21 protein-coding genes are annotated in these 23,488 nt (G+C 70.9%); 14 read left to right on the top strand and 7 right to left on the bottom strand.

The features are described 5' to 3' along the window. The first annotated feature begins 1 nt into the window (after nt 1). From aspS to F9C11_RS36260, 4 genes are all read left to right on the top strand, one after another. Entirely contained in the window at nt 2-1,798 is a 1,797-nt protein-coding gene (gene aspS, locus F9C11_RS36275) for an aspartate--tRNA ligase (RefSeq protein WP_409181864.1), read from the top strand. A gap of 53 nt (nt 1,799-1,851) precedes the next feature. Continuing rightward, nucleotides 1,852-2,793: a DUF389 domain-containing protein gene (locus tag F9C11_RS36270; protein WP_409181863.1), complete on the top strand. Its 942-nt coding sequence runs from the start codon at nt 1,852-1,854 to the stop codon at nt 2,791-2,793. 69 nt (nt 2,794-2,862) lie between these two features. Beyond that, entirely contained in the window at nt 2,863-4,050 is a 1,188-nt protein-coding gene (locus tag F9C11_RS36265; RefSeq protein ID WP_409181862.1) for a phosphotransferase, read from the top strand. 408 nt (nt 4,051-4,458) lie between these two features. Next, nucleotides 4,459-5,313: an SGNH/GDSL hydrolase family protein gene (locus F9C11_RS36260; protein ID WP_409181861.1), complete on the top strand. Its 855-nt coding sequence runs from the start codon at nt 4,459-4,461 to the stop codon at nt 5,311-5,313. On the opposite strand, the gene F9C11_RS36255 is transcribed toward F9C11_RS36260, so the two are convergent. After that, nucleotides 5,279-6,034 (bottom strand): metallophosphoesterase family protein, encoded by a 756-nt coding sequence (locus F9C11_RS36255; protein WP_409181860.1) that lies wholly within the window; start codon nt 6,032-6,034, stop codon nt 5,279-5,281. The two genes, F9C11_RS36260 and F9C11_RS36255, sit on opposite strands and share 35 nt — an antisense overlap. Nucleotides 6,035-6,113: 79 nt before the next feature. On the opposite strand from F9C11_RS36255, the gene F9C11_RS36250 reads away from it, so the two are divergent. The 3 genes from F9C11_RS36250 to F9C11_RS36240 all read left to right on the top strand — a co-directional run bounded on the left by F9C11_RS36250 (nt 6,114) and on the right by F9C11_RS36240 (nt 9,371). Further along, nucleotides 6,114-7,496 (top strand): replication-associated recombination protein A, encoded by a 1,383-nt coding sequence (locus F9C11_RS36250; RefSeq protein ID WP_409181859.1) that lies wholly within the window; start codon nt 6,114-6,116, stop codon nt 7,494-7,496. A 105-nt stretch (nt 7,497-7,601) separates the two neighbouring features. Further along, nucleotides 7,602-8,132 carry a cupin gene (locus F9C11_RS36245; protein ID WP_409181858.1) on the top strand — a complete coding sequence of 177 codons (531 nt, stop codon included), beginning with the start codon at nt 7,602-7,604 and terminating at the stop codon, nt 8,130-8,132. Between the two features lie 285 nt (nt 8,133-8,417). After that, nucleotides 8,418-9,371 carry an NAD(P)-dependent oxidoreductase gene (locus F9C11_RS36240; protein WP_409181857.1) on the top strand — a complete coding sequence of 318 codons (954 nt, stop codon included), beginning with the start codon at nt 8,418-8,420 and terminating at the stop codon, nt 9,369-9,371. On the opposite strand, the gene F9C11_RS36235 is transcribed toward F9C11_RS36240, so the two are convergent. Beyond that, nucleotides 9,361-10,266, bottom strand: coding sequence for a hypothetical protein (locus F9C11_RS36235; protein ID WP_409181856.1), 906 nt, complete (start codon nt 10,264-10,266; stop codon nt 9,361-9,363). The two genes, F9C11_RS36240 and F9C11_RS36235, sit on opposite strands and share 11 nt — an antisense overlap. Before the next feature lie 156 nt (nt 10,267-10,422). Between F9C11_RS36235 and F9C11_RS36230 the strand changes: the two genes are divergently transcribed. From F9C11_RS36230 to F9C11_RS36200, 7 genes are all read left to right on the top strand, one after another. Further along, nucleotides 10,423-10,827: a DUF948 domain-containing protein gene (locus tag F9C11_RS36230; RefSeq protein WP_409181855.1), complete on the top strand. Its 405-nt coding sequence runs from the start codon at nt 10,423-10,425 to the stop codon at nt 10,825-10,827. After that, entirely contained in the window at nt 10,824-11,126 is a 303-nt protein-coding gene (locus tag F9C11_RS36225) for a hypothetical protein (RefSeq protein WP_409181854.1), read from the top strand. Before F9C11_RS36230 ends, F9C11_RS36225 begins: the two co-directional genes overlap by 4 nt. An 82-nt stretch (nt 11,127-11,208) precedes the next feature. Then, complete coding sequence (gene alaS / locus F9C11_RS36220) at nt 11,209-13,872, top strand: alanine--tRNA ligase (RefSeq protein WP_409181853.1); 2,664 nt, start codon at nt 11,209-11,211, stop codon at nt 13,870-13,872. After that, nucleotides 13,862-14,362, top strand: coding sequence for a Holliday junction resolvase RuvX (gene ruvX, locus F9C11_RS36215; protein WP_409181852.1), 501 nt, complete (start codon nt 13,862-13,864; stop codon nt 14,360-14,362). The genes alaS and ruvX overlap by 11 nt, the downstream gene beginning before the upstream one ends. Nucleotides 14,363-14,895: 533 nt before the next feature. After that, nucleotides 14,896-16,653, top strand: coding sequence for an endolytic transglycosylase MltG (gene mltG, locus F9C11_RS36210; RefSeq protein WP_409181851.1), 1,758 nt, complete (start codon nt 14,896-14,898; stop codon nt 16,651-16,653). Next, a complete protein-coding gene (locus tag F9C11_RS36205; protein ID WP_409181850.1) occupies nt 16,640-17,503 on the top strand; it encodes a shikimate dehydrogenase in 864 nt (287 codons plus the stop codon). The genes mltG and F9C11_RS36205 overlap by 14 nt, the downstream gene beginning before the upstream one ends. Nucleotides 17,504-17,608: 105 nt before the next feature. After that, entirely contained in the window at nt 17,609-18,553 is a 945-nt protein-coding gene (locus tag F9C11_RS36200; protein WP_409181849.1) for a D-2-hydroxyacid dehydrogenase family protein, read from the top strand. On the opposite strand, the gene F9C11_RS36195 is transcribed toward F9C11_RS36200, so the two are convergent. The 5 genes from F9C11_RS36195 to F9C11_RS36175 all read right to left on the bottom strand — a co-directional run bounded on the left by F9C11_RS36195 (nt 18,550) and on the right by F9C11_RS36175 (nt 23,313). After that, nucleotides 18,550-20,046 (bottom strand): alpha/beta fold hydrolase, encoded by a 1,497-nt coding sequence (locus F9C11_RS36195; RefSeq protein WP_409181848.1) that lies wholly within the window; start codon nt 20,044-20,046, stop codon nt 18,550-18,552. The genes F9C11_RS36200 and F9C11_RS36195 overlap by 4 nt on opposite strands. Next, nucleotides 20,043-20,858, bottom strand: a complete 816-nt coding sequence (locus F9C11_RS36190) for a serine hydrolase domain-containing protein (RefSeq protein ID WP_409181847.1) — start codon at nt 20,856-20,858, stop codon at nt 20,043-20,045. Before F9C11_RS36190 ends, F9C11_RS36195 begins: the two co-directional genes overlap by 4 nt. Nucleotides 20,859-20,982: 124 nt before the next feature. Beyond that, nucleotides 20,983-21,252 carry an HPr family phosphocarrier protein gene (locus tag F9C11_RS36185; protein ID WP_033291653.1) on the bottom strand — a complete coding sequence of 90 codons (270 nt, stop codon included), beginning with the start codon at nt 21,250-21,252 and terminating at the stop codon, nt 20,983-20,985. 28 nt (nt 21,253-21,280) lie between these two features. Then, on the bottom strand, nt 21,281-22,519 hold the full coding sequence (locus F9C11_RS36180; RefSeq protein WP_409181846.1) for a PTS transporter subunit EIIC: 1,239 nt from the start codon (nt 22,517-22,519) through the stop codon (nt 21,281-21,283). After that, on the bottom strand, nt 22,516-23,313 hold the full coding sequence (locus tag F9C11_RS36175) for a GntR family transcriptional regulator (protein WP_409181845.1): 798 nt from the start codon (nt 23,311-23,313) through the stop codon (nt 22,516-22,518). The genes F9C11_RS36180 and F9C11_RS36175 overlap by 4 nt, the downstream gene beginning before the upstream one ends. Between the last annotated feature and the right edge of the window lie 175 nt (nt 23,314-23,488).

Below are 23,488 nucleotides of genomic sequence, written 5' to 3'. Positions count from 1 at the left end.
AGTGCTCCGCACTCATCAAGCCGGCACTCTGCGTGCCGGGCAGGCCGGTCAGACCGTCACCCTCACCGGCTGGGTGGCGCGGCGGCGCGATCACGGCGGAGTCATCTTCATCGACCTCCGGGACGCCAGCGGCGTCGCGCAGGTCGTGTTCCGCGAGGGCGAGATGGCCGAGCGCGCGCACGCGCTGCGCTCCGAATTCTGCGTGAAGGTCGTCGGCGAGGTGTCGAAGCGGCCCGAGGGCAACGCGAACCCGGACATCGCCACCGGTGAGATCGAGGTCCTCGCGACCGAGCTGGAAGTGCTGTCCGAGGCCGCTCCGCTGCCGTTCCCGATCGACGATCGGGTCGACGTCGGCGAGGAGGTCCGGCTCAAGTACCGCTACCTCGACCTGCGCCGCAGCGGTCCGGCCGCGGCGATCCGGCTGCGCAGCGAGGTCAGCCGCACGGCGCGCGAGGTGCTGCACGCGCAGGACTTCGTCGAGATCGAGACGCCGACGATGACCCGCTCCACCCCGGAAGGCGCCCGCGACTTCCTCGTGCCCGCGCGGCTCAAGCCCGGGTCCTGGTACGCGCTCCCGCAGTCGCCGCAGCTGTTCAAGCAGCTGCTCATGGTCGGCGGCATGGAACGCTACTTCCAGATCGCCCGCTGCTACCGCGACGAGGACTTCCGCGCCGACCGGCAGCCCGAGTTCACGCAGCTCGACATCGAGATGAGCTTCGTCGAACAGGACGACGTGATCGCGGTCGGCGAAGCCATCGTGAAGGCGCTCTGGAAGCTGATCGGCCACGAGATCGCCACCCCGATCCCGCGGATCACCTACCGCGAGGCGATGGCCAAGTACGGCTCCGACAAGCCGGACCTGCGCTTCGACCTCGAGATCACCGAACTCACCGACTTCTTCTCCGACACGCCGTTCCGCGTGTTCCAGGCCCCGTACGTCGGCGCGGTCGTCATGGCGGGCGGCGCCTCGCAGCCGCGCCGGCAGCTCGACGCCTGGCAGGAGTGGGCGAAGCAGCGCGGCGCGAAGGGCCTGGCGTACGTCCTGGTCAACGAGGACGGCACGCTCGGCGGCCCGGTCGCCAAGAACCTGTCCGAGACCGAGCGCGCGAACGTCGCGGAAGCCGCGGGCGCGAAGCCCGGCGACTGCATTTTCTTCGCCGCGGGCAAGGTTTCCGCCGCGCAGCCGCTGCTCGGCGCCGCGCGCGACGAGATCGGCCGCCGGCTCGGCCTGATCGACGAGGACGCCTGGTCGTTCGTGTGGGTCGTGGACGCGCCGCTGTTCGCGCCGGTCGAGGACATCGGCGACGACGTCGCGGTCGGCTCCGGCAAGTGGACCGCCGTGCACCACGCGTTCACCTCGCCGACCCCGGAGTGGATCGACAAGTTCGAGCAGGACCCGGGCAACGCGCTCGCCTACGCCTACGACCTCGTCTGCAACGGCAACGAGATCGGCGGCGGCTCGATCCGTATCCACCGCGAGGACGTCCAGAAGCGCGTGTTCGCGCTGATGGGCCTCGGCGAGGAGGAAGCGCAGGAGAAGTTCGGCTTCCTGCTCGAAGCGTTCCAGTTCGGCGCGCCCCCGCACGGCGGCATCGCGTTCGGCTGGGACCGCATCGTGATGCTGCTGGCCAAGGCCGATTCGCTGCGCGACGTGATCGCGTTCCCGAAGACCGGCGGCGGCTACGACCCGCTCACCGCCGCCCCCGCGCCGATCACCGCGCAGCAGCGGAAGGAAGCCGGTATCGACGCGAAACCAGCTGTCCCGCAAAGCAAATCGGCTGCCGCACAGGAGAAGTAGTGGCCACGCGCGGCGGGTCCGTCGAAAGCGGCTCGCGGGGCGGGGTGGGATAGGTGCTGCACCTGAGGGCGATCTGCCCGCCGGAGCGCACTGACGAGGCGCTGGAGCTGCTGCGCACCCACCCGGGCGCGGCGCACCTGATCGTGCACCGCGGGGCGTCCGTCTCGCCGGAGGGCGACCTCATCGAGGCGGACGTCGCGCGGGAGGCGGCGGACGAAATCGTCGACGCGCTCTGCACGCTCGGTCTCGACCGCAGCGGCGGCATCACCATGGAATCGCTGGACACCGCGCTTTCCGACGCCGCCGACGCGGCCGAGGAAGCCGCTCCCGGCGAAGGCGCGGACGCGGTCGTGTGGCAGGAGCTGCTGGGCCGCACCGGCGAGGAATCGCGGTGGAACGCCACGTTCCAGGCGTTCCTCGCCATCGCGTGCCTGCTGGCCGCGGTCGGCGTGCTCACCGACTCGTCGGTCACGATCGTCGGCGCGATGGTGGTCGGACCGGAGTTCGGCCCGCTCGCCGCGATCGCGGTCGGCATGGTGCTGGGCCGCTGGGACCTGGTGCGGCGGGCCGGGGTCGCGCTGGCGGCCGGGTTCCCGGTGTCGATGGTGATCACGCTGCTCGGCGTCCTGCTCGGCAGTTCGGTCGGCCTCTTCGATCCGCACGCGATCGTCAACAACCATCAGGTCGATTTCGTGTATCAAGTCGGGCCGGCGTCGTTCGTGGTGGCATTGCTCGCCGGGGCGGCCGGAATGCTCGCGATGACGTCGGCGAAATCGGCCGCGCTGGTCGGCGTGTTCATTTCGGTGACGACCGTGCCCGCGGCGGGTTACGCGATGGTCGCGGCGGTCGCCGGGCGGTGGGACCGGGCCGGTTTTTCGGTGCTGCAGCTGCTGGTCAACCTCTTCGGAATCGTTCTTGCTGCGGCCATTGTGCTGATAGTTCGCCGACGCAAGCAACGTTCCGCCGCGTTGTCGCGTCCGCTTTCCCGTGGGTGATTCCGGGCGTGTCCCGGCGCCCGGAACGTTGTGGTCATGGTTGCTCAGTCACGAGTAGGGTCGGTGACAATGACAGTCGACACCTCCTCCGCCGGCGACGCTGGAGTCCGGGCGGAAGCCGGGGAACTCGCAGTCGCCGCGGCCGTCGCGGCGGGCGAGGCGGTGCTCACGCGCCGGTTCGGGAGCGCGATCACGCTGGTCTCGCCCGAGCACCTCTCCGGAAGCGGCCCGGCGACAGTCGTCCGGGCCCGGGTCGTGTCCTCCTCGTTCGCGCTGCCGCGCACCCTGGTGGTCAAGCACTATCCGGACCCGCCGGAACCCGGCCGGGTCGACCCGTTCGCCCAGGAGGCCGTGAGCTACCAGCTGTTCACCGCGCTCGCTCCGGACGAGCGAATGTGCCCGGAACTCCTGGCCCACGACGGCGGCGACCGCGTGCTGGTGATCGAAGACCTGGGCCGCGCGCCCACCCTGCAGGACAAGCTGACCGCCCGCGACTCCCGGGCAGCCGAGCGAGCCCTGCTGTCCTGGGCTCGCTCGCTGGGCCGCCTGCACGCCAGCACCGCCAGCCGCGAAGCCGATTTCAACGCCCTGCTCCGCCGCTTGGGCGGCCCGGTGCGAACCGACGACGACGGCTTGGCAGGCGTGGCCGACGACGTCGAAGAACTCCTCTCCGAGCTGCTGGACGTGCCCGTCCCCGAATCCGTGCGCGACCGCATCGCCGAAGCCGTCGCCCAAGCCAGGTCGGCAGCCTTCCGCGCGTTCAGCCCGGTCGAACTGGCCCCGGAAAACAACCTGGTCACCGGCGCGGGAGTCCGCTTCCTGGACTTCGAACGCGGCCGGGTCCGCACCGCACTGGTCGACGCCTCGTGCCTGCGCCTGCCGTTCGTGTCGGACCCGCGCGCGATGGCGCTCCCCGCAGGCATGAGCGAAGCGATGATCGCCGCCTGGCGAGCCGAAATCGTCGACGTCTGGCCCTCCTTCGCCGACGACGTCGAGCTGGCGAAACAGCTCACCATCAGCGAAATGCTGCAAGTCTGGCAAATCACCCGGGACCTGCTCCCGAAACTGAACCTGAGCAGGCACGCCACCCCGGTCAGCCGCGAGGCCGCCCTGGTCACGTGGTGGCGCGAACTGGCGAGGCACGCAGGCTACTCGCGCCTGACCGAGGTCGCCGAACACTCCACAAGAGTCGCCGCAGCCCTGGCCGCCCGCCTGGGCCCGCACGCCGACCTGGCCTTCTACCCAGCCTTCCGCTGACCCACCCAGGAGGCCCGTAAGGGCCACCCTCACGGACCACCGCCACCGCCCCGATGCGCCCCCTACCGCCGCATTGGGGCGCTAGCCCCATCACACTCCCCAAAAACCGCCGCCGCTGCACCTAAACAGCGAGGCACCCAGCCCTCCCCCCAACCCCGATACGAAGCCTCCCTGCGGTCTGTGGGTGCTTGTCAAGGCATCTTTCCCGCCTTGACAAGCACCCACAGACCGTCAGCACAATCGAGCTTCGGGGTGCCCCACGCAACCCATCAAGAGCAATGTCGCCGCCAGGCGACGAGCCGACCCCACACCCCCCAGACCACGAAGTACCGGAAGTTCCCACCTCCGTCCATGCCGCGTTACCTCCCCATCACCAGCGGTGAGCCTCCATACCGGATGGTCTAGCCCGTGACCGTGATCAGCGTCGGAGTCACCCCAGAACCAACCCCCGCCCGCCCCGAAACCCACCCCGCAACCCACCCCGAAAAACCCCCTCGCCGAGCAGCCCGCCTAGCAGTCCTGGGCGACTCCACCGCAGTCGGCCTGGGCGACCCCCTCCCCAGCCGAGCCGGATGGCGCGGCGTGGGCCCGCTGGTCGCGGAAGCCCTGGGCGTCGAAAAAACCGGCTACCTGAACCCGTCCTTCACCGGTGCCCGCATGGCCTGCGTCCGCACCGAACAACTCCCGCTGGCAATCGCCCACCGTCCGGACATCGCCCTGGTCGTAGTAGGGATGAACGACACCCTCCGCCCGGACTTCAACCCGGACAACGTCGCCGCGGACCTCACCGTCATCGTCCGTGAACTCACCGCACTGGGCACCACCGTCCTCCCCGTGCGTTTCCACGACCACAGCAAGGTCTTCCGCCTCCCACCGTCGCTGAAGCGAGCACTGAGCGCCCGCGTCACAGAACTGAACGAGGCAATCGACCGAGTTGCCGAGGCAGAAGGCATCACCTGCCTGAACCTGGACACCCTCCCCGGCGCCTACGACCTCACCGTCTGGAGCGTCGACCGCCTGCACCCGTCCGAATTGGGCCACCGCATGCTCGCCCAAGGCTTCACCGCCCTTGCCGCAGCAGCGGGTTTCGAGGTGCCGCAACCGGTGAGCCTCACCTGCTCCGGCGGCGTCGAACCAAGCGCAGCCGCCCATTTCGGCTGGCTGGTGGCCAAAGGCGTGCCCTGGCTCTGGCGACGCGGACGCGAGTTCCTGCCCTACGCCGCGGTCATCATGTGGCGTTCGTTCCGCGAGCGCGTGGGCTGAAGACCCGCAACGCTTCCGCATCCGACGCCGGATTCCGTAGGTAATCGTCGTTCCAGTCCTGGATTCCGGGATACTCCGAGGTTTCCGTCAACTTCCGGCACGCTGCCTCGACGTCGTAAGCAGTGCGCCGCAGTTCGACCCCGGGGCCGAGCCGCGCCCAGTGCGCACCTGTTGTGCCGTAAGGCATCCCGACGCTCCCGGGGTTCACGATCCGGCACCGGTCGGCCAATCGCAGGAACGGCATGTGGGTATGCCCGCACACCACCGTTTCCGCCGTGACGCCGTCCAGGACTTCCGCCCAGCGCGACAACGGGCTGTCCACGAGCGCGACCTCTTCGTCGTCGCGTGGAGTGGCGTGGCAGAACAGCACTTCGCCGAGCCCGTCGACTTCCAGGGTCACCGTCAGCGGCAACCCGTCGAGCAGCGCCACCTGGTCCGGCCGCAGCTGTGCCGCCGCCCACGGGGCGATCGGATCCGGGATCTTCGTCGTGCCGCCGCCGGCGAGCGCGACGAGTTCGCGGTCGGCGTTGCCGCGCACCCACACCGCGTGGTCGCCGAGCGAAACGAGCCGGTCGAGCGTGTGCCGGGGCAGCGGTCCGGCGGCGTGGTCGCCGCACAGGACCACCAGGTCGGCGGCTTGCACGTCGGGTTCGGCGAGGACCGCGTCGAGCGCGGGCAGCACGCCGTGGATGTCGGACAGCACCGCGACCGAGGAGACCATCGCCCCAGTCTGCCCCTCCGGAGGCGCAGCGGGGCCGGGCGAGCGTGGATTGTCGGGGTGGTCGGATACCGTCGTCGGTGTGGCACAGGACGAACTTTTCACGGTGAACCCCGACGTGGGGCCGCCGCCGGAACCCTCCGGAGCGAACCAGGCCGAACCGCAGGCCGACCCGGCGACGTCGCCGCTCGCGGTCCGGATGCGGCCGCGCACGCTCGACGAGGTGGTCGGCCAGCAGCACCTGCTGCGGGAAGGGGCTCCGCTGCGCCGGCTGGTCGAGGGGGCCGCCCCGGCGTCCGTGCTGCTCTACGGCCCGCCCGGCACCGGCAAGACCACGCTGGCGAACCTGGTGTCGATCGCCACCGGACGCCGGTTCGTCGCGATGTCCGCGCTGTCGGCGGGCGTCAAGGAGGTGCGCGGCGTCATCGAGGAGGCGCGGCGGCGCCGGCAGTACAACACCGAGAACACCGTGCTGTTCATCGACGAGGTGCACCGGTTCTCGAAAACCCAGCAGGACGCGCTGCTCGGCGCGGTCGAGGACCGGACGGTGCTGCTGGTGGCGGCGACCACGGAGAACCCGTCGTTCTCGGTCGTGTCGCCGCTGTTGTCGCGGTCCTTGGTGCTGCAACTGCGGCCGCTGACCGACGACGACATCGTCGCGGTGCTGGAGCGCGCGCTGACCGACGAGCGCGGGCTCGGCGGTGCGCTCACCTTGACCGACGATGCGCGGGCGCACCTCGTGCGGCTCGCCGGCGGCGACGCGCGTCGTGCGCTCACGGCGTTGGAAGCGGCCGCGGACGCCGCGTCCGCCACGGAGAACAAGACGATCGACCTGGCCGTAGTCGAGTCCACTGTGGACAAAGCGGCGGTGCGCTACGACCGCGACGGCGACCAGCACTACGACGTGATCAGCGCGTTCATCAAATCGATCCGCGGCTCGGACGTCGACGCGGCGTTGCACTACCTGGCACGGATGATCGAGGCGGGGGAGGACCCCCGGTTCCTCGCGCGGCGGCTGGTGGTGCACGCGAGCGAGGACGTCGGACTGGCGGATCCGACCGCGTTGCAGGCCGCGGTGGCGGCGGCGCACGCGGTGCAGTTCATCGGGATGCCGGAGGGGCGGCTCGCGCTGGCGCAGGCGACGATCCACCTGGCTACCGCGCCCAAGTCGAACGCGGTCGTGACGGCGATCGACACGGCGTTGAGCGACGTCCGGTCGGGGAAGATCGGGACTGTGCCGCCGCATCTGCGCGACGGGCACTACGCGGGGGCCAAGCAGCTGGGCAACGCCCAGGGATACCGGTACCCGCACAACGTGCCGGAGGGGGTGCTGGCCCAGCAGTATCCGCCGGACGAACTGGTGGGGCGGGACTATTACGAGCCCACCCAGCGCGGCGGGGAGCGGACGCTGGCGGAGCGGGTGCCCCGGCTGCGGCGGACGATTCGCGGGGAGCGGCAGGGGTGAGCGGGCCGGGCGGCGTGAAGGTCGCCACTTTGCCGCCGGTCCGGCTTTAGCCGGGAACATCCGGGTCGGCCGCGGGTTGCTCCTTCTCGAGGAGAGGGGGCGGCGATGACGTTGCTGACCGTCTGGCCTGACGATCAGCCTGGGCATGTGGTGCTGCGGACTGAGGACTTCGGGGCGATTGTCGCGGAGCTGCGGCGGGTGGGGGCTGGGTTCGCTCGGTGGCCCCTGGCCGACGGCTCCGGCGGGGACTGGCTGGCTCGGTATCGGGAAGTGCTTGACGCTCGGGTCGGCGGGGATTGTTCGGTGGAGGTTGCTGCTGGGGAGCCTTCGCTGGTGGAGCGTCGGTGGGGTGGGGTCGAGGAGCGGTTCTTCGTTCAGGGGGCCGCGGTTTGGTATCTGCATGCCGGGCGGGAGGTGCATGCGGTGTTGTGCGAGCCGGGGGATGTGCTGACGGTTCCGGCCGGGGTTTCGCATTGGCACGACGGCGGGCTGCGGGCGGGGTATGTGACTGTTCGGGTTCGGCGGTCTGGCGGGGGGTGCCGGGGCGGGGTGGTGCGGGCGGTGGAGCCGGGGGAGTTTCCTGGGTTTGAGGAGTTGGTTGCTGGGCGGGGTGGCGGGGCGGTGTTGAGTGGGTGAGGTCCTTGGGGCGGCTCGTCGCCCTGGCGGGCGACATTGCGCCCGGGTGGTTGCGTGGGGCACCCCGAAGCTTGATTGTGCTGACGGTTCGGGGGTGCTTGTCAAGGCGGGAAAGATGCCTTGACAAGCACCCCCGAACCGCAGGGAGGCTTCGTATCGGGGTGCGGGGGAGGGGCTGGGTGCCTCGCTTTTTGGGTGCAGCGGTTGCGGTTAGTCGGGGGAGGGGTGGGTGCAGCGGTGCGGTTTTAGGGCTGTGAGGGGGGACCTGAGGGGACTCTGGGGGCCGTGAAGGTGGTCCTCACGGGATGGCGCCGGTTCCGGGAGTGGGGCAGGTGCGGTGCGGGCGCTGAGGCTGCCGATTCCCGTGGTGGGCGGCACGATGGCCGGATGACCACTGTCGCATTTCTTGGCACCGGAATCATGGGCCGTCCGATGGCTGCCAATCTTGCTCGCGCTGGGGTGAGCGTGCGGGCTTGGAACCGTACTCGGGCCAAGGCTGAGTCGCTTGTTTCCGAGGGCGTCACCGTGGTGGGGTCGCCCGGCGAAGCGGTGGAGGGGGCCGATTTTCTCGTTACCATGCTCGCGGACGGGCCTGCGGTCGATGAGGTTTTTCGCGGGCTTTCGCTTGAAGCGGGGACGATTTGGCTGCAGACCAGCACCGTCGGCGTCGAGTGGGTGGATCGGCTCGCGGAGGCGGCCGTCGCGGCCGGGGTGCCGTTTGTCGATTGTCCGGTGATGGGGACGAAGGGGCCTGCCGAACAAGGGCAGCTTCAGGTGCTCGCGGCTGGGCCGGACAACGTGCGCGACAGTGCGGCTCCGGTGTTCGACGCGATCGGGTCCACGACTCGCTGGCTCGGCACTGAACCCGGCACGGCGACGCGGCTCAAGCTGGTGATGAACGCTTGGATTCTCGCGCTCACCAACGGTACCGGGGAGAGTCTGGCCCTCGCGAAGGTTCTCGGGGTCGATCCGCAGTTGTTCTTCGACGTCATGAGCGGCACTGGGTTCGACGTGCCTTACGCGCGAGCGAAGGGTCCCATGATGCTGTCCGGCGAGTACCCGGCCAGCTTCCCGGCGTCGCTCGCGGCCAAGGACGCGCGGCTTGTCGTCGAGGCGGCGGGGGAGGCGATCGACGTCGGCGGGGCGGCGGCCGCGTTGGCCCATCTGGAAGCCGCGGTCGAGGCGGGGCACGGCGAGGACGACATGGCGGCGGTGTACGAGGGGATCGTCAAGCGTTGAGCAGCGACGCGACCCGGTCGACGCCGATGCCGGAGATGAGCAGGCGTTCCTTCGCGTTTCCCAGCAGCCGTGCGGTCCACGGGGTGAAGCCGCCGTCGCCGACGGGGGCCAGTCCGGTGCCGAAGTCGGCGGTGACGGTGAAGCAGAGGCCTGAGTAGTAATCGCGGCCGACGGCGCGGTCTGGGGCGTCCGAGACGGCTACGTCGGGTAACGCGGCTCGCACCGAGGCGGCGAAATCGGCGAACCGACTGTCCAATGTGGTCACTTCGAAGCCCGCGGAGCTTGCGCCGGCGGCGCGGACGGCGGTGGTGAGCAGGCGCGCGTGCTCGATCAGGTGTTCACGTTCGAAGGCCAGGTTGCCTCGGTCGCGACCGGCGGTGACTGCGGCGAAGAGGGAGAAGTGCGCGAAGAGCCCGGGGGCCGGAGGCTGGGCTCGGACGACGCGTTGCACGGTGGCGAGCCGCACCGGCGAGGAACCGGTGCGGCGGACCGCGGCTTCCAGTGCGAGTCCGTTGGTCGGGTCCGCGGCGACTTCCGTGCCGCGGCCGGTCGGGACGACTCGGTGCTGGGCTAGTCCGGCCACGGCGGAATGCGTGCCGAGCGGGGTCACCGGGGAGAGGGTCACCCGTTCGAATTCCGGCGGCGCGGCGGAAAGCAGAGCGTCTTCGACGCGCCGCAAGACCTCGAACGGCAGGGGCGCGGGGGTGGTGAACCGGTCTTCGCGGTAGCGGCGCAGGACGTCCGGTCCGCGCAGTTTCGCGGCCCGGCGGCGGGCGACTTCCAGTTGCAGCGTCGTCAGGTCCGCGCCGGGAAGGCCGGCGAGCACGTCGGCGGCGGCGCCGCCCGGCCCGGCCAGCACGCGGGGAAGCGGGCCGCGTCCGTTCGAGGAGTCCATGGGCTGTAGGAGACCAGCCCCGGCGCGTCTTCGCGAACGGTTTTCCGCGAACGGCGACTGCGCTGGGTGACCGCTGCGGCGGGGGGTCCCCGCCGAGAAGCGCCGCAGGCGGTAACCTCACACCACCTAAGACCCCGCACCACCCGAGGAGGGCCCGTGTCGGCAGGGCAGATCGCCGCGCTGATCGCCGCAGGAGCTTTCGTACTGCTGGTCTTGCTGCTGGCGATCCCGCTGCTCAAGCTCGGCCGCACGCTGGACGAGGCGACGATCGCGATCCGCAAGGCGCACGAGAACAGCGACCCGATCCTGATCGGGGCCAACGAGACGATCACGCACGTCAACTCGCAGCTCGAGCGGGTCGACGGGATCACCGCGAACGCACAGGCGGTGAGCGGCAACGTGTCCGCGCTCTCGTCGGTGTTCACCGCGACGCTCGGCGGCCCGCTGGTGAAGACCGCCGCGCTGTCCTACGGGCTCAGCAAGGCCATCCGCGCGCGCCGCAAGAAGCAGGAAGCGAAGGCCTCCAAGGCGCAGCGCCCGGCCCGCCGGGGGAAGAAGTGAAGCGGCTGTTCTGGCTCGGGGTCGGGGTCGTCGCCGGGGTCGCGCTGAGCCGCAAGGCGAGCGAAACCGCTCGCCAGGCCACGCCGGCCGGGCTAGCATCGAACTTGGGCGACGCCGTGCGGGAACTCGCGGGCGCCGTCGGTTCGTTTGGCGCCGAGGTGCGCGCCGGGATGAACGAACGGGAACAGGAGCTGCACGACATGGTCGAGGAGCGGACCGCCGCCGTCGCGCCGCCTGCGGGCGCGGGCAGGCACGCGGCACGTCGCCCCGCCCGGCGAGCTCGCCGGGCGGAGGGCTGATCTCCGCGCGCCTTCCGCCGCCTCCGACCCCCTGTTTCCTTTTCCCGGCCGAAGCCGGGTCTTCAGCACAAGGACTTCACCCGTGGACACACACGAAATCACTGACCGTTTCCTGCGCCACTTCGAAAGCCGCGGCCACACGCGCGTGCCGAGTGCCCCGCTGATCCTCGACGACCCGAACCTGCTGTTCGTCAACGCGGGCATGGTCCAGTTCAAGCCGTACTTCCTCGGCGAGGCCCCGCCGCCGTACCCGCGCGCGACCTCGGTGCAGAAGTGCGTGCGGACGCCGGACATCGACGAGGTCGGCAAGACCACCCGGCACAACACGTTCTTCCAGATGGCGGGCAACTTCTCGTTCGGCGACTACTTCAAGGAAGGCGCGATCGAGAACGCCTGGGAGCTGATCACCAAGTCCCAGGACGACGGCGGCTTCGGCCTCGACCCGGACCGGATCTGGGCGACCGTCTACGAGAAGGACAGCGAGGCGGCCGGGCTGTGGCGCAAGCTCACCGGCCTGCCCAGCGACCGGATCCAGGTCCGCGACGGCAAGGACAACTACTGGGACATGGGCGTGCCCGGTCCCGGCGGCCCGTGCTCGGAGATCTACTACGACCGCGGCCCCGCGTACGGCCGCGAGGGCGGCCCGGTCGCCGACGAGGACCGCTACATCGAGATCTGGAACCTCGTCTTCATGCAGGACGTCCGCGGCGACCTGAGCCCCAAGGCGGGCCACCCGCCGATCGGCGAGCTGCCGAAGAAGAACATCGACACCGGCATGGGCGTCGAGCGCGTCGCGACGATCCTGCAGGGCGTCGAGAACGTGTACGAGACCGACCTGGTGCGCCCGGTGATCGGCCGCGCCGAGGAGTTCTCTGGCCGCCGCTACGGCGCCAACCACGCCGACGACGTGCGCTTCCGCGTCATCGCCGACCACGCGCGCACCGGCGTGCTGCTGATCGGCGACGGCGTCACCCCGGGCAACGACGGCCGCGGCTACGTGCTGCGACGGCTGCTGCGCCGCATCGTCCGCTCCACGCGCCTGCTGGGCGTGCAGGAGCCGGTGCTGCAGGAGTTCGCGAAGGTCGTCAGCCAGACCATGGGCCCGACCTACCCGGAGCTGGTCAGCGGCTTCGACCGGATCTCCGAGGTCGTGCGCATCGAGGAGGAGGCGTTCCTCGCCACCCTCACCAGCGGTTCGCGCATCTTCGACCTGGCCGCGGCCGAGACGAAGAAGGGCGGCGGCGACGTGCTCGCCGGCGACAAGGCGTTCCAGCTGCACGACACCTACGGCTTCCCGATCGACCTGACGCTGGAGATGGCGGCCGAACAGGGCCTGACCGTGGACGAGGCGGGCTTCCGCACGCTCATGGAGGAGCAGCGCAAGCGTGCCAAGGCGGACGCGGCGGCGCGCAAGAGCGGCCACGGCGACCTGTCCGAGTACCGCAAGGTGCTGGAGCAGCACGGCGAGACCGAATTCCTCGGCTACACCGAGCTGCAGGCGGACGCGAAGGTCGTCGGCCTGCTTGAGGACGGCCTGCCGGTGCGCAGCGTCGGCGCGGGCCGCAAGGCCGAGCTGGTGCTCGACCGCACCCCGTTCTACGCCGAGAGCGGCGGGCAGATCGCCGACACCGGCGTGCTGGTCGGCGACGGCGTCGAGCTGAAGGTGCTCGACGTGCAGAAGATCGTGCCGGGCCTGTTCGTGCACCGCGTCGAGGTGACCCAGGGCGAGGTCGGCATCGACACCCGGCTCACCGGATCGGTGGACGCGAACCGCCGGCTCTCGATCGAGCGCTCGCACTCGGCGACGCACCTGGTGCACGCGGCGGTTCGCGGCGCGTACGGCAAGCGCGCGGCGCAGGCCGGTTCGCTCAACGCGCCGGGCCGGATGCGGTTCGACTTCACCACGCCGGGCGCGGTGTCGACCGACATCCTCACCGAGGTCGAGCAGGAAGTGAACGACTACCTGCAGACCGACGTCGAGGTGCAGAGCTACACCACGACCAAGGACAAGGCGCTCGAGCTCGGCGCGGTCGCGCTGTTCGGCGAGAAGTACGGCAACGACGTCCGCGTCGTCGACATGGGCGAGTACTCGCGCGAGCTGTGCGGCGGCACGCACGTCGGCCGGATCGGCCAGCTGGGCCTGGTCAAGCTGGTGTCGGACGCGTCGGTCGGCTCCGGCGTGCACCGCGTCGAGGCGCTGGTCGGGCCGGACGCGCTCAAGCACGTCCGCAAGGAGCAGCTGCTCGTGTCGCAGCTGGCGAACACGTTCAAGGTGCCGTCCGACGAACTGCCCGGCCGGATCGAGGACGTGCTGACCCGGCTGAAGAACGCCGAGAAGGAGATCGAGCAGCTGCGCACGAAGCAGGTGCTCGGCTCGGCCGGCGCGCTGGCGGACAAGGCGCAGGACGTCAACGGCGTCTCGGTGGTCGCCGAGGTCGTGCCGGACGTCGACGGCAACGGCCTGCGCGCGCTCGCCTCCGACATCCGCGGCCGCCTCGGCGACCGCGCCGGCGTCGTGGCGCTGTTCGCGCCCTCGGGGGAGAAGGTGGCCTTCGTGGTCGCCACGACTTCCGCGGCGCGCGACAAGGGCATCGCGGCGGGCAAGCTCGTCCCGTCGTTCGCCGAGGCGATCGGCGGACGCGGCGGCGGCAAGCCGGACATGGCCCAGGGCGGCGGCAGCAACCCGGCGGGCGCGGAGCAGGCCGTGACGGCGCTGCGCGCGGCGGTCGCGAACGTTGGCCGCTAATCCCCGGAGAGGCCCGGATCGGCCCGGCGAGTCCGATCCGGGACGGGGCAGGCGGCTCGCGGTCGATGTCGGGTCTGTCCGGGTGGGCGTCGCGCTGAGCGATCCCGCCCCCGTCCTCGCGAGCCCGCTCGTTACCCTCTCCCGTGATGCGAAGGACGACAGCGATCTGGACCGGCTTGCCGACCTCGTCACCGAACACGAGGTGGTCGAGGTGATCGTGGGCTTGCCGAGGACGCTGGCGAACCGGCAGGGCGCGGCCGCGGACCTCGCGCTCGCGTATGCGGAGAAGCTCGCCGGGCGCGTGGGGGACGTGCCCGTGCGGCTGGCGGACGAGCGGTTGACGACGGTCACCGCGTCGCGAATGCTGTCCCAGCGGGGGGTCAAGGGACGCAAGCAGCGCGCCGTGGTCGACCAGGCAGCGGCAGTCGAGATCCTGCAAGCCTGGCTCGACGCCGCCGCCGCGCACCGCGCCCGGAAAGGCGACTCATGACCGACCCCCGCGGCCCCGGCAACCCGGGCGGCCGCCGTCGGCTGCGCGATCCCGGCAACCCGGAGATGCCGGAGCCCGCACCGGGTTCCGAAGCTCCGGCGGGACGGCGCAGGCGACGCGAGCCTGAAGACGAAGCACCTCCTCGCCGTGCGGCCGAGGGCATGCCGCCCGGCGAACGACGACGTCCGCCGCGTCCTCCCGCCGCGGAAGGACGCCGGCGCGCGCCCGAGGGAGCGCCCCGTCCGGCTGACGAAGCGCCCCGGCGCGTCGCACCGGACGCGGTGCCTCCGGCCGAACCGCCTCGTCGCCCGGCCGCCGATGCACCGCCAGTCCGGCGCCGTCGTCCGGTCGCGCCGCAAGAGCGGCCGAAGCGGTCGACGGAGAACTGGGACCTGCCGCCGCACGCGGCCGACGACCTTCCGCGCGCTCGGCCTCGCCGCATCACGCCAGGCGAGGCACCGGTGGCCGGGGACGGAGTCCCGGATGTCGAGCCGCCAGCCGGTCGGCGCCGTCGTCGCGAAGACGTTCCGCCGGTGGACGCCGAACCTCCGGCCGGCCGTCGCCGTCTCGAAGACGCACCGCCGCCGAGCGAGCCGCCCGCCGGCCGTCGCCGCCGGCGCGAGGACATTCCGCCTCCCGTCGACGTCGAGCCGCCGTCCGGCCGTCGTCGCCGGGAGGACGTCGAGCTGCCGGCGGAAGCTGCCGCGCCGGGCCGCCGCCGGGCGCCGGAAATGCCGCCGCCTCCGGTTCGGCGCGCGCCCGCTCCGCCGCCGGACGGCTCCATGCCGCCGGATCCGCGGTTCGCCGAGGCCTCGATGCCGCGCGATCCCCGGTTCGCGGACGCGTCGATGCCGCCGGATCCGCGGTTCGCCGAAGCTTCCATGCCGCGCGACCCGCGGTTCGCGGACGCGTCGATGCCGCGCGATCCGCGCAACCAGCCGCGTCGCCGGCCGGTCGAGCAGCCCACCGACGTGATCCCGGCCGTGCCCGCCGCGCACGAACCGGAGCACCCGGACGAACAGCCGATCGACGGCCTCTTCGAGGACGAATACGACGAATACGGCGAGTACGAGGATTACGACGAGGATTACGACGCCTACGACGAGGACGGCTACCCCGCCGAAGACGGGGCCGAGCCGCCGGCCGAGGAGCCGCCCGCGAAGAAGCCGCGCAAGAAGCGCAAGCGCGCGATCGGCTGGATCGCCGCCGTGCTCGTGCTCGTCCTGCTCAGCGGCGGCGCCTATTTCGGGTACCAGAAGATCTTCGGCTACGCGGACTTCGACGGCCCCGGCGAAGGCGACGCGCTCGTGCAGATCGAACAGGGCGACACGACGTCCGCGATCGGCGCGAAGCTCACCGACGCGGGCGTGGTCGCGAGTTCCCGGGCGTTCGTGAAGGCGGGCGCGGAAAACACCGCGCTGAGCAAGATCCAGCAGGGCTACTACCTGCTGCGCCAGCACATGTCCGGCGAGGGCGCGGTCGACCTGATCACCTCGCCCGCGGCGCGGGTCGGGCGGCTGGAAATCCGGCCGTACACGCAGTTCGACGACATCACGCAGCCGGGCGGCAAGGTCACGCCGGGCGTGTTCAGTCTGATGTCGAAGGCGTCGTGCGCGACCTTGAACGGCAAGAGCACCTGCATTCCGGTGGAGGAACTGCGCAAGACCGTCGCGGACGCCGACCTCAAGGCGTTCGGCGCGCCGGAGTGGGCGCTGGCCGACGCGGGCAAGGCGCTGAGCAAGGACAAACGGCTCGAAGGCCTGATCGCGCCTGGCGTGTACGACGTGAAACCCGGCTGGACCGCGACCGAGCTGATCACCGATCTGGTGAAGCAGTCGGCCGACACGATCCAGGCCGCCGGGCTCACCGCGCAGAACACCGGGCCGGGAATGTCGCCGTACCAGACGCTGATCATCGCGTCGCTGATCGAGCGCGAGGCGATCAAGCCGGACTTCGGCAAGATCTCGCGAGTGATCTACAACCGGCTCGCGCAGCGCATCCGGCTGCAGCTGGACTCGACGGTCAACTACGTGCTGGACCGCCCGACGCTGCTCACCAAACCCGAGGACCGGGCGAAAGCGGGACCGTACAACACCTACGCCAACTACGGTCTCCCGCCGACGCCGATCGCGGTGCCCAGCATGGACGCGATCAAGGCCGCGGTCAGCCCGACTCCCGGCGACTGGGCGTACTTCGTGAAATGCGAGAAGGACGGGCATTCCTGCTTCGCGGTCACGAACGACCAGCACAACGAGAATCGGCACCTGGCGGAGCAACGTGGCGTCATCTGACCGGCCGCGCCGCGCGGCGGTGCTGGGCAAGCCGGTGGCGCATTCGCTGTCGCCGGTGCTGCACCGCGCGGCGTTCGCGGCGCTGGGCCTGCACGGCTGGACCTACGACCGGATCGAGACGGACGCCGACGAGCTGCCCGGGTTCGTCGACGGTCTCGGTCCGGAGTGGGTCGGGCTTTCGGTCACCATGCCCGGCAAACGAGCCGCGCTCGACCACGCTGCCGAGGCCACCCCGCGCGCGACCGCGGTCGGTGCGGCGAACACGCTCGTGCGTCGTCCGGACGGCTGGCTCGCCGACTGCACCGACGTCGACGGAGTGACCGGCGCCCTGCGGTACGCCGGTGGTTACTCGCCTTCCGCCAGCGACCAGGCCGTGGTGCTCGGCGCGGGCGGGACCGCGGCGGCCGCAGTCGTCGGATTGGCCGCGTTGGGTGTCACGACGGTGCGTTTGGTGGTGCGGGAACCGGCGCGGGCCGCGGAAACCGTGGCGGCGGCCCAGCGCGCGGGCCTGGCCGTGGACGTGCTGCGCTGGTCCGAAACGGACTTCGCGGAGCTGGCGGACGGCTCCGCGGTGCTGGTCAACACGGTGCCACCGGACGCGGTCGTGCCGCACCTCGAGGAGCTGTCCCGGATCGGCAGCGTGCTCGACGTGATCTACCACCCGTGGCCGACCCCGCTGGCCGAAGCGGTCGAACGCCGCGGCGGACGGCTCGCGACCGGGCTCGACATGTTGCTGCACCAGGCATTCGGACAAGCGGAGCAGTTCACCGGACACCCGGCGCCGCGCGAGGAAATGCGAGCGGCGCTGCGCGAGGCGAGCGGGAACATTCTGCCGTTGCCGATTTCCTGACGGCCTGGCCGGCTGTTTTCAGCTGACGGCAGGGGATCCGCGAGCCGGCCCTGCGGCCTTGGCGGTGGCCGGATCAGCGACAATCGGCGGAGTACGGTGGGCGGCATGAAGATCGCGATCCTCGACGACTACCAGAACGTGGCTCTCCAGTGTGCGGACTGGGAGCCGCTCGGGGCAGAGATCGAGGTGTTCACCGAGCCGTTCTCCGGGCCGGACGACGCGGTGGCCCGGCTGGCCGGGTTCGACGTCGTGGTCGCGATGCGCGAGCGCACGCCCTTCCCGGCCGCGGTGCTCGACCGGCTGCCCGCGCTGAAACTGCTGGTCAGCACCGGTCGGCGGAACGCGGCGATCGATCTGGACGCGGCGAAGCGGCGCGGCGTGGTGGTCTCCGCGACCGGCGCGCTCGCCTCGCCGACGGTGGAGCACGCGTGGGCGCTCATCCTGGCCGCTGCGCGCAATCTGCCGGCGGAATTCCGGTCGATGCGCGACGGCGGCTGGCAGGTCGGGCTCGGGATGGCGTTGCGGGGCAAGACACTCGGCCTGCTCGGGCTCGGCAGGCTCGGGTCCGAGGTCGCGCGCATCGGGCAGGCGTTCGGGATGGAACCGATCGCGTGGAGCGAGAATCTCACTCCGGAACGGGCGGCCGAGCACGGCGTCACCGCGGTGTCCAAAGAGGACTTGTTCGCGCGGGCCGATGTGCTTTCGGTCCATTTGGTCCTGTCCGAGCGCACGCGCGGATTGGTGGGTGCCGCAGAATTCGCCGCGATGAAGCCGACCGCGCTGCTGGTGAACACCTCGCGGGGACCGATCGTGGACGAGCCGGCGCTGCTGGATGCGTTGCGCAACAAGAAAATCGCGGCAGCAGCGCTGGATGTCTACGACGTGGAGCCGCTGCCCGCGGACCATCCTCTCAGGACGTTGGACAACGCGATCCTGACGCCGCACATCGGATACGTGAGCCGGGAGACCTACGAGGTTTTCTACGGCGGCGCGGTGGAGGACATCGCGGCGTTCCAGGCGGGCAAGCCGATCAACGTGCTGAACGGCTAGGGGAACGGCCGGACCTCCGGCGGGTAAACCGTCCCGCCCGGCGGCACGGTCAGATCGGTGAAATACCGTGCCATCGCCGCGGAAGCGGCCGTACTCGGCACGTCGAGCGTCGTGTGCCCGGCGCCGTCCACCACGACCACGTGGCCGTCGCCGAGTTCCCGTGCGGTGGCCTGAGCGTTCGCGAGCGGGGTGACCGGGTCGTTCCGGTTGGCCAGGATCAGGATCGGATGCGGGCGCGGCCGGTTCCACGGGCCGAGGTACCGGTCCTCGTCGTGCGCGGGCCAGCCGACGCACTGCGCCATCGAAAACACCGGCGCGATCCCGAAATACGGCTGCCGTTTCGCTTCCGCGGCAGCGAGTCCGGCGTACGCGGCGGTGTCTTGCGGGAGTTCGCTGTCCAGGCATTGCACGGCGAGAAATCCGGGCGAATGCGTCGGCACCCGCGGGTCGAGCACTGGTACGGGGGATACCGGCGAGGACGGCACGAGCGCGGCGAGCGTCTTCGCCAGCCGCGGCCACCGGGAGGATTGGTACAGCGCCCGGTCGATCGTCTCCATCAGCGACGACACCGTCATGCCGCCGACCGGACCGTGCGTCAGCCGGGCGAACACCGCGGCGAACTTCTGCTTCAAGTCACCGCCAGCGAACGCGCATTTGCCCGGCCCAGCCGCGGCGCAGGCGGCGAAAAACGCTTCGAGTTCCTGTTGCTGAGCAGTCGCGACGTCGGCGCGCACGTCGACCGGTTTGTGCTGCTGCCCCGGCTGTCCGGTGGCGTTCGCGACGAGGTCGAGCGTTCCGTCGAGGACCATCGCGCGCAGCTTGCCGGGGAACAGGTTCGCGTAGGTGCCGCCGAGATACGTGCCGTAGGAATAGCCGTAGAAGTTCAGCTGCTGCTCGCCCAGCGCCTGCCGGAGCAAATCCATGTCCCGCGCGACATTCGCGGTCGACAGATGCGACAACTCCGCTCCGGTGCCCGCCGCGCACGCCTTGCCGACGGCCGCGCTGGCAGCCCAGAACGCCGCGCTGTCCCGCAGCGGCGACCCGGCCGCGGGAGGCGTCCCCGGGCACTGCAGCGGGGCGCTGCCGCCGATTCCGCGCGGATCGAAGCTCACCAGGTCGAATTTGGCCCGCAGCTCCTCCGGATACCGCGGGCCGAACCGCAGCAGCTCGCCGACGCCGTCGGTGCCGGGCCCGCCGAAATTGATCACCAGCGATCCGACGCGGTGCGCGGGATCGGTGGCGGGCAGGCGGATCACCGACAGATTCAGCTTCGCGCCGCCAGGTTCGCGGTAGCTCAACGGAACCGGTGCGGTCGCGCATTGGAAACCGCCGTGGCACGGTGCCCAGTCGAGCTTGGGCGCCGCGGCGCCGTTGGTGCCCAACGGAAGCGGCGCGTCCGGTGCGGGCAATGCTTGCGGCGCTGAGGTTTGCGCGGCCGGTGCGGAACAGCTCGCGACGAGCAGCAGCGCGGCCAGCGCCAACCGGAGTCTCACGCGGAGAGTTCCGCCAGCACGGCGTCGGTGAACGGCGGCCACACTTGCGCGGCCCACGGTCCGAACGACCGGTCGGCGAGCGCGACGCAGGCGTGGCCCGCTTCCGGGTCCACCCACAGGAAAGTGCCCGACTGCCCGAAGTGGCCGAACGTGCGCGGCGAACTGTTCGCGCCCGTCCAGTGCGGGCTCTTGTGGTCGCGCAGTTCGAAGCCGAGGCCCCAGTCGTTCGGCTTCTGGTGCCCGAAGCCGGGCAGCACGCCGTTCAGGCCAGGGAAGGCGATTTCGGTGGCCGCGCCGAGGGTTTCCGGCGCGAGCAGCTTCGGAGCCTGCAGCTCCGCGGCGAACCGCAGCAGATCGTCCACTGTGGACACCGCGCCCGCGGCGGGGGAGCCGTCCAGCCGGGTCGACGTCATGCCCAGCGGTTCGAAAAGCGCTTCCCGCTGGTACTCGGCGAACGCGATGCCGGAATGCTCGGCCAGCGCGTCGGCGAGTTCCTCGAACCCGGCGTTGGAGTACAGCCGGCGCGTGCCCGGTTCGGCCATCGCCTTGTGCGCGTCGAAAGCGAGCCCGGAGGTGTGCGCGAGCAGATGCGCGACGGTGGAGCCTTCGGGCCCGGCGGGCGTGTCCAGCTCGACGACGCCCTCTTCGATCGCGATGTGCGCGGTGTAGGCGGTGAGCAGCTTGGTGACCGACGCGAGCCGGAACGGGCGGGCCGGGTCGCCGTGGCGTCCGCGCACCTCGCCGGAAGCGGAGACCACCCCGGCCGCGGCGTTGTCCACTGGCCATTCGTCGATCAGGCGCAGACTCTCCATGCCCGCCAGCGTAATAGGGCCCGCCGGGCGACCGGTTCGCAGTGCCCGGACGCGGCGAACCGTGCGGGGCCCGGGAAGTTCCGGCGCCCCGCACGGTTCGTGATTTCCCCGTGGAGCGGTATCGCTACTGAGCGTCGAGATCGGTGGCGACCAGCTCGGCGACGGCCTCGACCGCCGCCTCGGCGCCGTCGCCTTCGGCGCTGATGACGACCTCGTCGCCGTACGCGGCGGCGAGAGTCATCAGGTTGAGGACGCTGCCGGCGGCCACCGGTTCGCCGCCGTCCTTGGCGATCTGCACCGCCACGGGCTGGGCCGCGGCCGCCTTGGCGACCAGAGCGGCCGGCCGGGCGTGCAGCCCCACCTTGCTGGCCACGGTGACGCGTTTCTCCGGCATGGGGTACCTCTCTTGCTGTTTTCGGGTGTTACTTGGCGGCCGTGCGCTCGAGGTCGCCCTCGATCGAGTCGTCCTCGCGGCCCGGCGTGCGCAGGTTGAACTTGGTGATCACGACGCGGAACACCACGTAGTAGATCACGGCGAACACGAGCCCGATCGGGATCAGCAGCCACGCCTTGTGCGCGGTGTCCAGCGACGAGTTCAGCGCGAAGTCGATCGCGCCGCCGGAGAACGAGAAGCCGAGGTGGATGCCCAGCGCGTTGCAGACCGCCAGCGAGATGCCGGTCATCACCGCGTGGAAGATGTACAGCGGCCACGCGACGAACATGAACGCGAACTCGATCGGCTCGGTGACGCCGGTGACGAAGGCGGTGAGCGCGGCCGAGATCATGATGCTTCCGACGAGCTTGCGCTGGCCGGGACGCGCGGTGTGCACGATGGCGAACGCCGCGGCCGGGAGGGCGAACATCATGATCGGGAAGAACCCGGTCATGAACGCGCCGGAGCCCTGCACGTGGTGGAAGAAGTTGTTCAGGTCGCCGCCGCCGAAGATGAACCACACCGGCACGTTCAGCAGCTGGTGCAGGCCGACCGGGATGAGCAGCCGGTTGAGCAGGCCGTAGATGCCGCCGCCGACGACCGGCGAGCCCATGACCGCTTCGCCCGCCGAGGTGATCGCCTGGTCGACGTACTTGAACAGCAGGCCGAAGATCACGCCGAGGACGATCATCGCGAGCGAGGTGATGATCGGCACGAACCGGCGGCCGCCGAAGAAGGCCAGCCAGGACGGCAGCTTGATCCGGTGGTAGCGCTGCCACAGCAGGGCCGCCACGATGCCGGACACGATGCCGGTCAGCACGCTGTAGGGCCAGTGGACCGGCGCGAGGTCCCATCCGGGCTTGTAGCCCTGCTGGCTCTTGATCGGGGCGATCGCCTGGATCACCTTGTTGAACACGACCCAGCCGATGACGGCCGCGACGGCGGTCGAGCCGTCGCCCTTGCGGGCGAAGCCGACCGCGATGCCGATCGCGAAGATCAGCGGCAGCCAGTCGAAGATGCCGCCGCCCGCCGCGCCGATCACGTCGGCTGCTTTGCCCCAGTTCAGGCCGTCCTTGCCCAGGACGTCGTCCTGGCCGAGCCGGTTCAGGATGCCTGCGGCGGGCAGGGTCGCGATCGGCAGCATGAGGCTGCGGCCGAAGCGCTGCAGCCCGGCGAGGCCGCCGCCCTTCTTCTTCCCGCTGGCCCCAGCCGCGGTGGTGGCGCTCATCGGATACCTCCATTGTGGGGTTGGTCGCCGGAACCCGGGGAGTTCCGGTCCAGCTGCATGGTCACCTGGTAGTGGTCGCCCCGGTACCAGGACGTCATGTCCTCGACCGGTTCGCCGCCGGAGCTGGAGACCCGGCGGAACACCAGGAGCGGACTGCCGGTGCGCATGCCGAGCAAGCGCGCCGTCTCGCGGTCCGCGGATTCGGCCCAGACCGTCTGGTACGCGTGGTCCGGCCGGAGCGAGAACGCGTCGGCCAGCTGGGCGTACAGCGAACGGGTCAGGTCGAGGTCGAGCAGGCCGGGGGTCCGGCCCGCGTGGTACCAGCCGCGTTCCACGGCCAGCGGAACGCCGTCGGCGCGCCGCAGCCGCACGAGCCGGTGCGCGGGCACGCCCTCGGCGAGGCCGAGCGCGTGCGCCGAAGTCACCGGCGGGACCTCGGTCGAGGTCGAGATCACTTCGGTGGTCGGGGTGAGCCCGCGCCGGCGCATGTCGTCGGTGAACGACATCAGGTACACCTGCAGTTCCATCCGCCGGGCGGCGGTGAAGGTGCCCTTGCCCCTGACCCGGGCCAGCAGTCCTTCCTCGACGAGCTTCCCGATCGCCGAGCGGACGGTGAGCCTCGAAACGCCGTAGTGCTGCGCGAGCTCGCGCTCGGACGGGATCGGCGAGCCCGGCGGGAGCTCGCGCTCCACCAGGCGGCGCAGGATCTCCCGCAGCTGGGCGTGCTTCGGGGTCGGCCCGTTGACCACGCGCTCGGCGGGGTCGGGCGGCGGAACGTGCGCGGCCGCACTCATCTCGGTGTCGCCCTCCCTCGCTTGTCGCGCACCGGGGCCGGTGCTCGCGTCCGCGCCGGAAGATTGGTACGTTCCGGTCTAGACCAATGATCTGATGGGGCAGGATGCTCCGCAGCGAGAGCAGGTGTCAACCACCGTTATCCGTTCGTGGCCGGGCTCGCTCGGCAAGGCGGCA

Source organism: Amycolatopsis sp. VS8301801F10 (assembly GCF_046195355.1).
Classification (GTDB): domain Bacteria; phylum Actinomycetota; class Actinomycetes; order Mycobacteriales; family Pseudonocardiaceae; genus Amycolatopsis.
This window is presented reverse-complemented; position numbering and strand designations above follow the sequence as displayed.

What these genes read in the sequence shown, in the direction of transcription:
- F9C11_RS36265 (WP_409181862.1), top strand. Translation starts at nt 2,863, where the DNA reads ATGACAGTCGACACCTCCTCCGCCGGCGACGCTGGAGTCCGGGCGGAA.
- F9C11_RS36255 (WP_409181860.1), bottom strand. Translation starts at nt 6,034, where the DNA reads ATGGTCTCCTCGGTCGCGGTGCTGTCCGACATCCACGGCGTGCTGCCC.
- F9C11_RS36245 (WP_409181858.1), top strand. Translation starts at nt 7,602, where the DNA reads ATGACGTTGCTGACCGTCTGGCCTGACGATCAGCCTGGGCATGTGGTG.
- F9C11_RS36235 (WP_409181856.1), bottom strand. Translation starts at nt 10,266, where the DNA reads ATGGACTCCTCGAACGGACGCGGCCCGCTTCCCCGCGTGCTGGCCGGG.
- F9C11_RS36200 (WP_409181849.1), top strand. Translation starts at nt 17,609, where the DNA reads ATGAAGATCGCGATCCTCGACGACTACCAGAACGTGGCTCTCCAGTGT.
- F9C11_RS36190 (WP_409181847.1), bottom strand. Translation starts at nt 20,858, where the DNA reads ATGGAGAGTCTGCGCCTGATCGACGAATGGCCAGTGGACAACGCCGCG.
- F9C11_RS36185 (WP_033291653.1), bottom strand. Translation starts at nt 21,252, where the DNA reads ATGCCGGAGAAACGCGTCACCGTGGCCAGCAAGGTGGGGCTGCACGCC.
- F9C11_RS36180 (WP_409181846.1), bottom strand. Translation starts at nt 22,519, where the DNA reads ATGAGCGCCACCACCGCGGCTGGGGCCAGCGGGAAGAAGAAGGGCGGC.
- F9C11_RS36175 (WP_409181845.1), bottom strand. Translation starts at nt 23,313, where the DNA reads ATGAGTGCGGCCGCGCACGTTCCGCCGCCCGACCCCGCCGAGCGCGTG.